This window comes from Pseudomonas gebzensis (assembly GCF_034427815.1).
Classification (GTDB): Bacteria; Pseudomonadota; Gammaproteobacteria; order Pseudomonadales; family Pseudomonadaceae; genus Aquipseudomonas.
Window position 1 is genome coordinate 140,175 of record NZ_JAXQNS010000009.1, and the last position, 13,355, is coordinate 153,529.

Below are 13,355 nucleotides of genomic sequence, written 5' to 3' on the forward strand. Positions count from 1 at the left end.
CGTGCGGCGCTCTGGAGGACCCGTATGGCACGTTACGTACACAGCATCGGCCACCTGCTCTACCGCTTCGACAGCCTCAAGGACGTCATGGCCAAGGCCAGCCCGGCACGCTCTGGCGACGTACTGGCCGGTGTGTCGGCCAGCAACGATGGCGAGCGCGTGGCCGCGCAAATGACCCTGGCCGATATCCCGCTGACTGCATTTCTCAACGAAGCCCTGATTCCCTACGAGGACGACGAAGTCACCCGGCTGATCGTCGACACCCATGATGCTGAAGCCTTCGCCCCGGTCAGCCACCTGAGCGTGGGCGGCCTGCGCGACTGGCTGCTCAGCGACGCCGCCGATGAACACAGCCTGCGCGCGCTGGCCCCGGGCCTGACGCCGGAAATGGCCGCCGCCGTGTCGAAGATCATGCGCGTCCAGGACCTGATCCTGGTGGCGCAGAAGATCCGCGTGGTCACGGCGTTTCGCGGCACCATGGGCCTGCGCGGGCGGCTGTCCACGCGCTTGCAGCCCAACCACCCCACCGATGAGCCGGCCGGCATCGCCGCGAGCATTCTCGACGGCCTGCTGTACGGCAATGGCGACGCCATGATCGGCATCAACCCGGCCACCGACAGCACGGCCTCGATCTGTGCGTTATTGGAAATGCTCGATGCGGTGATCCAGCGCTATGAGATTCCGACGCAATCGTGCGTGCTGACCCACGTCACCACCTCCATCGAAGCGATCAACCGCGGCGTGCCGCTGGACCTGGTGTTCCAGTCCATCGCCGGCACCGAGGCGGCCAACGCCAGCTTCGGCGTCAACCTCAATGTGCTGCAGGAAGGCTACGAAGCAGGGCTGTCGCTCAAGCGCGGCACGGTCGGGCAGAACCTCATGTACTTCGAGACCGGCCAGGGCAGTGCGCTGTCGGCCAACGCCCACCACGGCGTCGACCAACAGACCTGCGAGACCCGCGCCTACGCCGTGGCGCGCCACTTCAAGCCGTTTCTGGTCAACACCGTGGTCGGTTTCATCGGCCCGGAGTACCTGTACAACGGCAAGCAGATCATCCGCGCCGGCCTGGAAGACCACTTCTGCGGCAAGCTGCTCGGCGTGCCAATGGGCTGCGACATCTGCTACACCAACCATGCCGAAGCCGACCAGGACGACATGGACACCCTGCTGACCCTGCTGGGCGTCGCGGGCATCAACTTCATCATGGGTATCCCGGGCTCGGACGACATCATGCTCAACTACCAGACCACCTCGTTCCATGACGCGCTCTATGCACGCCAGACCCTGGGCCTGAAACCCGGGCCGGAATTCGAGGCCTGGCTGGAGCGCACCGGGATCTTCACCCAGGCCGATGGCCGGGTGCGCTTTGGTGAAAACCTGCCGCCGGCATTCCGCCAGGCGCTGGCGCAACTGGCCTAGGAGGTACCCATGGACCGCCCGACCACCACCACCCCCGACAACCCCTGGCTGGCGCTGCGCACCCTGACCCCGGCACGCATCGCCCTGGGCCGCACCGGCACCAGCCTGCCGACCACCGCGCAGCTCGACTTTCAGTTTGCCCATGCCCAGGCGCGCGACGCCGTGCATCTGCCATTCGACCACGGCGACCTCAGCCAGCAACTGAGCGCTGCCGGGCATGACACGCTGCTGATGCACAGCGCCGCCAGTGATCGCCACGAATACCTGCAACGGCCCGACCTGGGGCGGCGCCTGAACGAAGACTCGGCCGAGCGCCTGCGCGCCCATGCCCAGGCCAATGCAGGCGGCGTCGACCTGGCCATCATCATCGCTGATGGGCTGTCGGCGCTGGCCGTGCACCGGCACAGTGTGGCGCTGCTCAAGCGCTTCGACGAACAAGCCAAGGCCGACGGCTGGAGCCGTGCACCCGTAGTGCTGGTCGAGCAAGGCCGCGTGGCGGTGGCCGATGAAGTGGGGCAACTGCTGGGCGCGCGCATGACGGTCATGTTGATCGGCGAACGCCCTGGGCTCAGTTCGCCCGACAGCCTCGGCGTGTACTTCACCTACTCGCCCCGTGTGGGGCTTACCGATGCGGCGCGTAACTGCATTTCCAACGTCCGCCTGGAAGGGCTGAGCTATGGCATGGCGGCGCACCGGCTGCTGTACCTGATGCGCGAGGCCTGTCGACGGCAGTTGTCCGGGGTGAAGCTCAAGGACGAAGCCGAGATTCAAACGCTGGATGACGATAGCGCTGACAAGAAAACCGGTAATTTCCTGCTCGGCAACACCTGATCGGCGGCGCGCGAAGGGCGGCTGGTAAGCCAGGCGGGGAACGCTCGAGCGATCCTCGCTGCGCGTGCGGACGCGTGCCCGCCTTACCCTAAAGTCGGTAACCCCCCGCTACAAACTCTCCGGGCACTTTCCCAAGTTAGCCGTATAATGCCCCCTTTATCGCGTATGAAATTTTACCCACCCTTCAGGTAAGGATGCCCGCCGCCAACGCGCCATCCCTCGCCGCTCGCCCGTCGCCGCGGGACCAGAACACAGGTGCTGTACATGGAATTCAACCCGCTGGACCTCATCCTGCATCTCGACTATTACCTCGATGTACTGGTCTCCAACTACGGCCCCTGGATCTACGCCATCTTGTTCGCTGTGATCTTCTGTGAAACCGGGCTGGTGGTCATGCCGTTCCTGCCGGGCGATTCACTGCTGTTCATTGCCGGTGCCGTCGCCGCCGGTGGCGGCATGGATCCGGTGCTGCTGGGCGGCCTGCTGATCATGGCGGCGATCCTGGGCGACAGTACCAACTACGTCATTGGCCGCACGGCAGGCGAACGCTTGTTCCGCAATCCGAGCTCAAAGATCTTCCGCCGTGACTACCTGCAGAAAACCAACGACTTCTACGCCAAGCACGGCGGCAAAACCGTCACCCTGGCGCGTTTCCTGCCCATCCTGCGCACCTTTGCCCCCTTCGTGGCCGGCATTGCACGCATGCACTACCCGCGCTTCCTGGGCTTCAGCGTGGCCGGTTCGCTGCTGTGGGTCGGCAGCCTGGTGACCTTGGGTTATTTCTTCGGCAACGTGCCGTTCATCAAGCAGCACCTGTCGCTGATGGTGGTCGCCATCATCCTGCTCTCGCTGATCCCGATGATCCTGGGCCTTGTGCGCGGCCGCTTCGGACGCGCCGCCAAGGCTCACTGACCCACGCCGATGTGGTCGTTCAGTGCCTGGCGCCGGCGCCGCACCCTGGCGCGCTATCCGATCGATGCCGCGCTCTGGCACACGGTGCGCGAGCACCTGCCGATGCTCGACGGCATCACGCCCGAGGAAGACCGCTGGCTGCGTGAGGCCAGTGTGCTGTTCCTGCACGACAAGCACCTCACCCTGCTGCCGGGCGTCGAACTGGACGACGCTCAGCGTCTGTTCTTCGCCGCCCAGGCCCAGCTGCCGCTGCTGCACCTGGGCGATCACGACTGGTACCAGGGCTTTCACGAACTGATCCTCTACCCCGACGACTTCCAGAGCCCGCAGCGCCACCGCGATGGCAGCGGCGTCGAGCATGTCTGGAATGGCGAGCACAGCGGCGAAGCCTGGCAACAGGGCCCGGTGATTCTGGCCTGGCCCGGGGTGCTGGCCAGCGGCGGCCGGGAGGCCTACAACCTGGTGATCCACGAGCTGGCGCACAAGCTGGACATGCTCAATGGCGATGCCAACGGCCTGCCACCGCTGCACCGCGACATGGTGCTCGGCGACTGGGCCGGCGCCATGCAGGCCGCCTTTGATGACCTCAACCGCCAGCTCGACGCCGACCCGGACGCCGAGACGCCCATCGACCCCTACGCCGCCGAAAACCCTGCCGAGTTCTTCGCGGTCACCAGCGAATATTTCTTCAGCGCCCCCGATGTGCTCGACCAGGCTTACCCCGAGGTCTACCAGCAGTTGTCGCTGTTCTATCGCCAGTCGCCGCTCATGCGCCTGCAACGCTTGCAGGCCGAACATCCCGCTTATCGCATCGAGCAGCCTTGAGGCCCGTGCCATCACGGCCGGACATGGCATGGCCCTGCGGAATATGGCTATAATCGCCGCCACTTTTTCGGTCAAATCAAGGGACATTGCCCAATGAGCTACAGCAAGATTCCGGCGGGTAAAGACCTGCCGAACGACATCTACGTCGCCATCGAGATCCCGGCCAACCACGCGCCGATCAAATACGAAATCGACAAAGACAGCGACACGCTGTTCGTTGACCGTTTCATGGCCACCCCGATGTTCTACCCGGCCAACTACGGCTTCATCCCCAACACCCTGGCTGACGACGGCGACCCCCTCGACGTGCTGGTCGTGACCCCTTACCCGGTGGCGCCAGGCTCGGTCATCCGTGCCCGCCCGGTCGGCATCCTGAACATGACCGACGATGGCGGCGGCGATGCCAAAGTCATTGCCGTACCACACGACAAGCTGTCCCAGCTGTACGTCGACGTGAAGGAATACACCGACCTGCCAGCGCTGCTGATCCAGCAGATCGAGCACTTCTTCGCCAACTACAAAGACCTCGAAAAGGGCAAGTGGGTCAGGATCGAAGGCTGGGACGGCGCCGATGCCGCCCGCGCCGCGATCACCAAATCGGTCGCTGCCTACAAGGGCTGAGATCGACGCTGAAAAAACCCTGCTCCGGCAGGGTTTTTTTATGCCTGGCGGCCTGGGCATTGCCAACGCCTGTTTGAAACATGTCCTACTGCGTCCTACACGTAGGGCCTACAGAGCACGTTTGTTCGTACGGCTTTATTCAACGTCATGTTGATGTTTCACAGCCGCACGCGTCGCTAGACTGCTCCGATGACTAATTCTGGTGATCGCTTGAGGGCACTCCTGCTGGAGTGCGCACTGACCCCGTCCGACTTTGCCGTACAGCGCAATGTCTCGCCGCAGCACGTCAACAACTGGTTCAAGCGCGGCATACCCCTGGCGCGGCTGGATGAAATTGCCGACCTGTTCTGCGTTTACCCGCGCTGGCTGAAAAGCGGCGAAGGGCCCAAACACCCCGACCCGATCCTGCGCCCGCGCGCCACCTCGCCCGCCCCGCCACGCCAGGCCCCGCTATTGCTGGCCGACGACGGCCGGCAACACCACTTCGACCTGCAGCGGTTCGACAGCGGTACACTCCAGCCTGTGGCCGCACACCAACTGAGCCTGCCACAGCGAACCCTCGACGCCCTCGGCATCCAGCACCACGATGTGCTCTGCCTGGCCATGCCGGCCCATAATATGGCCCCGGTCATCCCCTGCAATGCGGTGCTGGCCATCGACCGCAACTTCACCCGCGTGGTGGAGGGCGAAATCTACGCCTTGCTGCACCATGGCCGCCTGCGCATCCACCACCTTAGCCTGGGTGACCATGGCGTACTCAGCCTGCACAGCCACGATCGCCTGAACTACCCCACCGAGCGCTTCTCCCCCGCCCAGCGCCGGGCCCAGGACCTGCACATACTGGGCTGGGTGTTCTGGTACGCCCATCTGCGCCAGCGCCGGCCGGGCTGAAGGCCTGAGACAGTCTGGACCGAGCAAGGGCCGTGAAACGGCGATCGGCCATGTGGGCAACGCCGGCGCAGGCGCGCGGAGCCCTCAGGATCGGACCGCTAGCGCAGGCTACTGGAACAGTCGGGCCTCGATGCAGTAGGTGAGCAATGCTTGGTCAGTCTCGACCTCCAGCTTGCGCATGGCCGATATCTTCTGAGCACTGACGGTTTTGTTGCTGCGCGAGAGGGTCTTGGCGATGTCGCTGACGGTGAGGCCGCCGACGAACAGACGCACCACCTCCAGCTCGCGGGGCGATAGTTGCTCGAATCGCGCGCCCACGTGATCACGCCTGCCCAGCACCGAGGTCGGCTCGGCAGCCGGGCTATGGTAGCGGCGTTGTCCACAGACGGCGCTCAGGGCCTTTTCGATTTCATCGTGCAGATGATTCTTCTGGATCACCCCGGCCACGCCCAGCTCGTGAAGCTTGGAAAGAATCAGACTGTTGGAAATCATGGTCAGGACCAATACCTGAGTGCCGGGGAAATGCCGCAGCACGTATTCGATCAACTTCAGGCCATCGCCATAGGTGCTGTCGCCAGGCATGTTGAAATCGGTGATCAGGACGTCCGGACGGTGCGCGTCAAGCAGCTCGATCAAGGCCGTTGAATTACCCGCCTGGGCAACCACGCGATAGCGTCCACTACGCTGCACCAGTTCGCCCACACCCAGCAAGACGATGGGGTGGTCGTCGGCGATCACCACATTGAAGGGCGATGAATTGAAGCGAGGGCTCATGCGGGGGGAGCCTCCAGGGGTGCGTTCAGTAAACGCTCAGCGACCGTACTGAGGCGGGCGCTCAACGCTTGTATTGCCTGCACCACGTCCTCGCCAAGGTGTTCGTCGTGCAGGGCGTTCTCCAACTGTTGGCACGCACGGTAGAGCGCCTGCGCATTGACCGTGGCCAACGCGCCGCCGAGGCTGTGCAAACGCTGACGGACCTGCAGCGCATCGCCATGCTGCAGCCCTTGCTGTAGTTGCGCTATATCGGCCAACAGCGTTTCTCTCATCAGGTGGCGCATGGCGGGGGACAGCTCGATCCAGCCGACGCTGTCCAGCGCATGGCCGGAATCGGGCTGGGGTGCCGGTGCGGGCGCATTGGCCCGACCCTGCGTGCAGTGCGCCAACAACGCCTGACGCAGCATTCCCAGGCTCAACGGCTTGACCACCCAGGCGTTCATGCCCACGGCAAGGCAGCGCTGGCCTTCCTCGCGCAGCGCGTTGGCGGTGATACCGATGATCGGCACCAGGGCACCTTGGGCGCGTAGCGCACGGGCCAGATCGTAGCCATTGAGACGCGGCATGTTGATGTCGGTAATCACCAGATCGAACGGCTGCGACAGCCACAACTGCATTGCATGCTGGCCATCGCGGGCCACGGTCGGCAGGGCCCCAAGCGCTTCGAGCTGTTCACGCATGACGGCCTGGCTCACGGGGTTGTCCTCAGCCACCAGCACGCGCAGGTTCAGGCAAGGTTCGTCAGCGCCACTCGATAGCAGCGACAACGGCGCTGCAGGTGTCAGCACCTCGACCACAGGCAGGCTGATCAACAGCGAGAAGCTGCTGCCCAAGCCGGGTTCGCTGACCGCACGCATGCTGCCGCCCATCAATTCGCTCAAGCGCGAGCAGATCGACAGGCCGAGCCCGGCACCGCCGCCGCCCTGCCCCGCTGCGACCTGATAAAACGGTTTGAACAGTTCATTCAGTGCAAGCTCCGGCACGCCGATCCCGGTGTCGGTCACCTGCCACTGCAAGGCCACATTGCCCTGCGCGCGGCCCTGCACCGTCAGGCGCAGACGGACACGGCCGGACTCTGTGAACTTGATCGCATTGTTCAGCAGGTTATGCAGAATCTGCCGGATGCGCACCGCATCGCCTTCGATCTGCGCAGGGACATTGGGATCAATCTCGGACTCGACGGCCAGCCCCTTGTTATGCGCCATGGCGGTAAAGCTCAGCACCGCTTCCTCAACCAAATGCACAGGGTCGAAGGGTGCCAGTTCCAGGGCCATCTGCCCGGACTCGATCTTTGACACGTCAAGCACGTTACTGATGAGCTGGAACAGCACCGTCGATGAACCTTCGATGACCTCCAGGTACTGCCGCTGGCGCTCGCTCATCTCGGTCAGCGAGAGCAGTTCCAGGTTACCCAGCACGCCATAGAGCGGCGTGCGGATCTCATGGCTCATCGTGGCAAGGAATACGGTCTTGGCCTCATTGGCCGCAGTGGCCTGCCGGTGCGCCTGGTTCAGCGTGAGGTGTTCCCCCACGTGCCGGGTGATGTCGTTGCAACCGCACAGGAACACGTCCTGGCCTTCATAGCGGGTGGCAACGATGACCACCTGCAGATAACGGTCCGGCAGCAGCAGGGTCATTTCTCCGGGGGCAGATTCGCCGCGGTGCTTGGTCAGCAAGTGCGTCACCGCTTCGGTGCCGCCGAGCTGGGAGGCACGCTGGTTTTCCAGGAGCAGCTGACAATCAGGTCGGCGGACCACGAACAGACCCACAGGCGCGTTCTGCAGCATGATGCGGTTGAACGCCTCGCTTTCGAACAGCCGCTCCTGAGCCCGCTGGGCAGGCGCGACGATGCGGCTGCGATACCAGCGATTGATCCACCACCCCACGAGCATGGCAACCACCATGGTCAGACCTAGCCCCAGCAGCGGCCATTTGGCGTAGCGCAGGAAATCCTGATAGGCAATGGCGTACAGGGCCGTCCAGCTGTCTGGCGAGGCAGACACCATCTTGAAGCGCAGCCCCTCACGATCAAAGCTGAGCCCTTGCGGCACGGCGTCCACCGAATCGGTGTCACCCATCACCACTTCACCCTCCGGTGAAACCAGCGTGAACTGATTGCGGATAGACAGGCGTAGCACCCTGTCGAATTCGTCCACCTGTGAGGGGTCGACAACCGCCGCGAGGATCAGATGCTGCGGCGCAACGTTTGCCGGCAGAACTTGTTGGCTGTCCATACCCGTGATCGCGACGATGGTATTGCTGCTCTCATACAAGTGAGCCGGTGCACGCACCCAGTGGATGTGGTGGTCGATCAACGCCGGGCGCTGAACGCTCAGCGCCCTCAGGCGAGTGGCCACGCGCTCGAAGTGTTCGGGCGTCAGTTGCAGGTGTTGACGGCGATGGCCAGCCGCCGGGATAGCCACACTGGCCTGGCCGGCAGGCATCAGCAGGAACAGCTGCGGCGAGGCGTAGAAAGAGTTGGCCCAGAAATCACCGTAGAAATTGCTTGCCTGCCCCCCCCACGTCAGGGCACCACGAACCGCACTGTCGGGAAATCTGGCCGCGTGGGCCACGGTGAACGGCAGCCCGTGCTGGGCGGCGCGTGCGTCGAGCAGCGTCTGCTGGCCGATGACGGCGACGGCCTTGGTCGCGACCGCACCCGGTGTGGCAGAAGGCGGTACGGTCAGCCCCAGCGCGCTCACCTCGCGCAGAAAATCTTCGTGCTCGTGGATGATCTCGATCACTCGAGCGAAATGAAACGCGGCACGCTGCTGCTCGGATTCCAGCAACCGGGAGATGGCCCAGTAGCAGGTGCTGGACAGCAACAACAACAGTCCGGTGAGCAGCAGCAGGGCAATATTGAGGCGCTGGGAACTTTGCGCCAGCTTATCAAGGCGCAGACTGGCGTGTTTCATGAGAAGTATCGTTCGACCTGATCTGGAGGGTGACGAAGCATAGGGGTGGGAATGATTCTCACATAGCGCCTCAGCAGGGCCCTATCTTCGCTCGCTGAAACGTTTAACCATGGCAATCTATCATACGATCGGCACAGGCTGCTCAAGGCTGATCAGCGCCAGCATCGTCTCCCAAGGCACTGCTGGAGACACGATGAAGCCCTGTACCTGGTCGCACTGCATACGCCGTAGCACGTCGACTTGGGCGCTGGTTTCCACGCCCTCTGCAACGGTCACCAGGTCGAGGTCGCGTCCCAGCTCCAGGATGCTCAGTACCACCGACGCCAACACGTCGTCTTCGGCGCAGCCAAGCACCAGCGAGCGATCGATCTTCAGCTCGGTAAACGGTGTCGAGACCAGTTTGAAGTACGAGCTGTAGCCGCGGCCGAAGTCGTCCTGGGCCAGGCCGAAGCCCATCATGCGCAAGCGGCAGGCACCGGCGTAGTAGTTGCTGGAAAACTCGGTCACAGAGCTCTCGGTCAACTCGAAGGTGATCAGCTTCGGCTCTCCATTGCTCGCCCGTACTTGCTCCAGAAGCCGCTCGATCAACCCCGTACGGTCCAGCAGGTGAGTGGGCAGGTTGATCGACACAGGCAAGGTATAGCCGAGCTTGGCCCACAACGCCTGTGCCGCCAGGGTCTGCTCAAGCATGCTGGTGAGCAGCTCGACCTCAAGGTGGGCACGCTCAAGGTCCTCAAGGAACGCACCTGGCAGAAGCAGGCCTTCTTCCGGATGCAGCCAGCGCGCCAACGTTTCGGCACCGACAATGCGGCCGTCGCGCAGTGACTTCTTGGGCTGAAACCACGCCTGGATTTCGCCACTGCCGATCGCCGCCGCCAAGGTGGCGGCCGAGCGGCAGCCCCTGCGGCGCTGGCTGTCGAGGTGCGCCTTGGCAGCGATCGCATCCAGGCGGTTGTGCAGCTCAAGGATTTCGCGCGGGCCGATAGGCTTGCCCAGTAGCCCGGCCACGGTCAGGCCCAAGTGTTCGGCCACTTGCCCAGCGCCCGCGAGCATTCGCGGCGAGGCCGCCGTCATCAGTGCAAGCGCCGGCGGGCACGGCAACTGCGCCAAGCGCTGAACCAGCTGTACGCCGTCCATGTTCGGCATGATCAGGTCGGTCAACAACAGGTCGTAGGCCTGCCCGGCCAGCCGCTGCATTGCCCCCGCACCGTCCCAGGCGAGGTCGACCTCAAAGCCGCCAACACCGTCAAAAAGAGCGGCCAGATGATAATGCTGTAAAGGGTGGTCCTCGACGATGAGGACGCGATAGACAGTCACGGTTCGCTCCGCTGGTAAGGCAGCAGGCACTGGTGCAGTGCTTGCAGGGTAAAAGGTTTGACCAGGAACTGGTCCATCCCCACGCTCAGGCAGCGCTCGGCCTCGTTGAGCATGGCGTTGGCCGTCGCACCCACGATAGGTATCCGACACTCCAGCCGACGCAGCCGCTCGGTGAGCTCGTAGCCATTCATGCGCGGCATGTTGACGTCGGTGATCACCACGTCGAAGGGCTGTTCCTGCCAGCGTGCCAGGGCTTCGATCCCGTCACGGACCAACACCGTGCTGCAGCCCAGCTCCTCCAATTGGTCACGCAGGATCAACTGGTTGATCACGCTGTCCTCGGCCACCAGGATGTGCAAACGCAGCTCAATCTTCTCGCGCGGTTGTACCGAGCGGGTGATCAGCGGTGCCCGGCTGACCGCAAGATTAAGGCTGCGCAGGTCATTGAGACCCACATGCCAGCAGCCCTCGCCAACCCTGACCACGCCATGCGCATCGGCGCACACCAGCACGCGCTTGCCTGGCCAGTCCGGCCACAGTGCAGTACTTGCCCGGCCTGGACAGACCTCGACCAGCACCGCATCGCCAGGCACCTGTGCAGGATCGGGCACACCCAGTTGCGCGCGGGCGCCCCACCGCCGCAGCCAGCCCACGGCACACTCGGCCAGTTCATGGATCGCCCCGTGCACATACACCCATTCGCCCGACAGACACCGCTCCGAGCGCGAGCGTTCCGGGGCCACAATGGGCTCCAATGGCAGAGAGAAAGCGAAGCTGCTGCCCAGTCCAGGCTCGCTGAACACCCGCAACGTACCTTCCATCACGTCCACAAGGCGTCGGCAGATCGACAAGCCCAAGCCGGTGCCGGCGACGACATTGGCGTTCGGGCTACTTTGGAAGAACGGTTCAAACACGTAGCGTTGATCCTCCAACGCAATGCCCTTGCCTGTGTCCACCACCTGCCAGCGCAGCATTGCGCAGGCGCCTTCCTGCTCGATCCACTGCACACGCACCACAATGCGCCCGCTGTCGGTGAACTTGACCGCGTTGCTCAGCAGGTTGGCCAGGATCTGCCGCGTACGGATGGCATCGCCCACGACCTGCTCTGGCAACTGTGGGTCGATGCAGGCATACAGCTGCAGGCCCTTGTTGTGCGCAGCGCCGGTGTAGCCCTGGATCACCTCCTCGGTCATTGCCAGCGGCGAGAACGCGCTCAGCTCCAGCGCCAATTGCCCAGCTTCGATCTTGGCGACATCGAGCACATCGCAGATCAACTGCAACAAGGTCGAAGACGAACCTTCGATGGCACTCAGATACCCCTGCTGCTGGCCATCGAGCTGGGTGCGCGCGAGCAGCTCCAAGGTTGCCAAGATTCCGTATAACGGTGTGCGGATCTCGTGGCTCATGGTTGCCAGGAACAGCGTCTTGGCCTCGTTGGCAGCGTCGGCCAACGTGCGCGCCTGCTGCAGCGCCAACTCGCTGGACTTGCGCTCGGTGATGTCGTTGAACGCGCAGATCAGCACCTCCTCCCCCTGGTAGCGGGTGGCCGCATAGCTGAGGTGAAGATGGCGGCCATCCACTGTCTGCAGCTCTTCGGTGCCGCTCTTGCCGCAGCCCCGGTCAACGCCGCGTTCGACCCAGCCGGGGCCCAGGTGGGTGCGCGCCCCGTCTTGGCCCAACCACTGCGAGCACAAAGGATTTTCAAGCACCACCATCCCGTCGTTGCGCCGCAGCACGCACAGCGCAACCGGCGCGATACGGATCACCGCACTGCAGAACGCCTCACTTTCCACCAGCGCCTCGATACGCGCAGCGGCGGGTGCGATCAGCCGTTGTTCGATCCGGCACACCAGCCAGCAGGTCAGCAGCGTGGCCAACAGGCACGCCAGCAGCGCCAACCCCATCGGCACTGCCAGCACTGGCAGCAGAGCGGTCATCTGCAGGCTGTAGACAATCTGCCAGTCGGCGTAATCCAGATGCTTGCGGATGGTCAGGCGCTCTGGCAGCCAGTGACCGCCTTCCCAGCCGAAGCTTGGCGTAGCCGACACGCCAGCCAGTGGACCGGAGGTTTCCATGAACTGCGCAGTGTTGCTGACAATGGGTTGGCCACTTCCATCGAGCAGCGTGAAGTCACCCGCCTGTTCGTGCTGCAGGGCCTTGATCAGGTCCGGGCCGTCTACCTCAAGGCCCAGCCAGCCGGAAGACACGTCGCGCTCATCCAGGCGGGTGAACAGGTAAAGCGGCGAATCCAGGCGCCCCGGTGCTGTGAGCCAGAGCTCGTCGCGCTGGGCATCGGTCTCGCGAACCCGCTGCAACACCCCCGCCGGGATGGAGGCCGGGGCGTGCGCCGAGGTGAACAAGCGCTGGACCTGGCCAAGCGGGTTGTGGGGTATGTACACCAGGTTGACCTGATTGGCGCGCACGTAATCGAGCAGACGTCGGGTGAGCCACAGGCTCCAGGTATCTTCGGCGTCACTGAGGATGATGTGCACCTCCTCCTCCGGCACGCTGTTGGCGTAAGCCTGGGCCGCGATGGGATGCCGTACGGTCGACAGGCCCAAGCTCTTGAGTAGCGTCTGCCGGCTGATGAAAAAGCCCTGAGCGTCGAACACCGCTTCGTTCATGGCACTGCGGCGGGCGCTGATTTCCTGATCGAGGCTGACACGCACGTAGCTATAGGCACCGATGCACACACCGGCCACCAAGGTAAAGGCGAACAGACGCAGCAACGCGCTTGCTGTCAGCGGAGAGGACAGCTTCGAATGGGCGGCAGGGAGCAAGTGGGAAAATTTCATTGGCGCCAGCCTAGGGCCGGGCGCCTGCGCACTGAATGAGACAGATCTTAAAGTG

Annotated in this window: 10 protein-coding genes; 6 read left to right on the top strand and 4 right to left on the bottom strand. The window is 63.7% G+C overall.

The window, feature by feature from the left end:
- Positions 1–24 precede the first annotated feature (24 nt).
- The 6 genes from SJI00_RS17385 to SJI00_RS17410 all read left to right on the top strand — a co-directional run bounded on the left by SJI00_RS17385 (position 25) and on the right by SJI00_RS17410 (position 5,499).
- Entirely contained in the window at positions 25–1,419 is a 1,395-nt protein-coding gene (locus SJI00_RS17385; protein WP_322462937.1) for an ethanolamine ammonia-lyase subunit EutB, read from the top strand.
- A 9-nt stretch (positions 1,420–1,428) separates the two neighbouring features.
- The gene (eutC, locus tag SJI00_RS17390) at positions 1,429–2,250 is read left to right on the top strand and encodes an ethanolamine ammonia-lyase subunit EutC (protein WP_322462938.1); all 822 of its coding nucleotides are present in this window, start codon (positions 1,429–1,431) and stop codon (positions 2,248–2,250) included.
- A gap of 264 nt (positions 2,251–2,514) precedes the next feature.
- Entirely contained in the window at positions 2,515–3,162 is a 648-nt protein-coding gene (locus SJI00_RS17395) for a DedA family protein (RefSeq protein ID WP_322462939.1), read from the top strand.
- Positions 3,163–3,171: 9 nt separating this feature from the next.
- Positions 3,172–3,987, top strand: a complete 816-nt coding sequence (locus SJI00_RS17400; protein ID WP_322462940.1) for a M90 family metallopeptidase — start codon at positions 3,172–3,174, stop codon at positions 3,985–3,987.
- A 93-nt stretch (positions 3,988–4,080) separates the two neighbouring features.
- Positions 4,081–4,608: an inorganic diphosphatase gene (gene ppa / locus SJI00_RS17405; protein ID WP_322462941.1), complete on the top strand. Its 528-nt coding sequence runs from the start codon at positions 4,081–4,083 to the stop codon at positions 4,606–4,608.
- A 189-nt stretch (positions 4,609–4,797) separates the two neighbouring features.
- A complete protein-coding gene (locus SJI00_RS17410) occupies positions 4,798–5,499 on the top strand; it encodes a LexA family transcriptional regulator (protein ID WP_322462942.1) in 702 nt (233 codons plus the stop codon).
- 108 nt (positions 5,500–5,607) lie between these two features.
- Here SJI00_RS17410 and SJI00_RS17415 read toward each other — a convergent pair whose 3' ends face one another.
- The 4 genes from SJI00_RS17415 to SJI00_RS17430 all read right to left on the bottom strand — a co-directional run bounded on the left by SJI00_RS17415 (position 5,608) and on the right by SJI00_RS17430 (position 13,300).
- Positions 5,608–6,273: a response regulator gene (locus SJI00_RS17415; RefSeq protein WP_322462943.1), complete on the bottom strand. Its 666-nt coding sequence runs from the start codon at positions 6,271–6,273 to the stop codon at positions 5,608–5,610.
- Complete coding sequence (locus SJI00_RS17420) at positions 6,270–9,188, bottom strand: hybrid sensor histidine kinase/response regulator (protein ID WP_322462944.1); 2,919 nt, start codon at positions 9,186–9,188, stop codon at positions 6,270–6,272. Before SJI00_RS17420 ends, SJI00_RS17415 begins: the two co-directional genes overlap by 4 nt.
- A 120-nt stretch (positions 9,189–9,308) precedes the next feature.
- On the bottom strand, positions 9,309–10,505 hold the full coding sequence (locus SJI00_RS17425) for an EAL domain-containing response regulator (RefSeq protein WP_322462945.1): 1,197 nt from the start codon (positions 10,503–10,505) through the stop codon (positions 9,309–9,311).
- Positions 10,502–13,300 carry a response regulator gene (locus SJI00_RS17430; RefSeq protein ID WP_322462946.1) on the bottom strand — a complete coding sequence of 933 codons (2,799 nt, stop codon included), beginning with the start codon at positions 13,298–13,300 and terminating at the stop codon, positions 10,502–10,504. Before SJI00_RS17430 ends, SJI00_RS17425 begins: the two co-directional genes overlap by 4 nt.
- Positions 13,301–13,355 lie beyond the last annotated feature (55 nt).

What these genes read in the sequence shown, in the direction of transcription:
- SJI00_RS17385 (WP_322462937.1), top strand. Translation starts at nt 25, where the DNA reads ATGGCACGTTACGTACACAGCATCGGCCACCTGCTCTACCGCTTCGAC.
- eutC (WP_322462938.1), top strand. Translation starts at nt 1,429, where the DNA reads ATGGACCGCCCGACCACCACCACCCCCGACAACCCCTGGCTGGCGCTG.
- SJI00_RS17395 (WP_322462939.1), top strand. Translation starts at nt 2,515, where the DNA reads ATGGAATTCAACCCGCTGGACCTCATCCTGCATCTCGACTATTACCTC.
- SJI00_RS17400 (WP_322462940.1), top strand. Translation starts at nt 3,172, where the DNA reads ATGTGGTCGTTCAGTGCCTGGCGCCGGCGCCGCACCCTGGCGCGCTAT.
- ppa (WP_322462941.1), top strand. Translation starts at nt 4,081, where the DNA reads ATGAGCTACAGCAAGATTCCGGCGGGTAAAGACCTGCCGAACGACATC.
- SJI00_RS17410 (WP_322462942.1), top strand. Translation starts at nt 4,798, where the DNA reads ATGACTAATTCTGGTGATCGCTTGAGGGCACTCCTGCTGGAGTGCGCA.
- SJI00_RS17415 (WP_322462943.1), bottom strand. Translation starts at nt 6,273, where the DNA reads ATGAGCCCTCGCTTCAATTCATCGCCCTTCAATGTGGTGATCGCCGAC.
- SJI00_RS17420 (WP_322462944.1), bottom strand. Translation starts at nt 9,188, where the DNA reads ATGAAACACGCCAGTCTGCGCCTTGATAAGCTGGCGCAAAGTTCCCAG.
- SJI00_RS17430 (WP_322462946.1), bottom strand. Translation starts at nt 13,300, where the DNA reads ATGAAATTTTCCCACTTGCTCCCTGCCGCCCATTCGAAGCTGTCCTCT.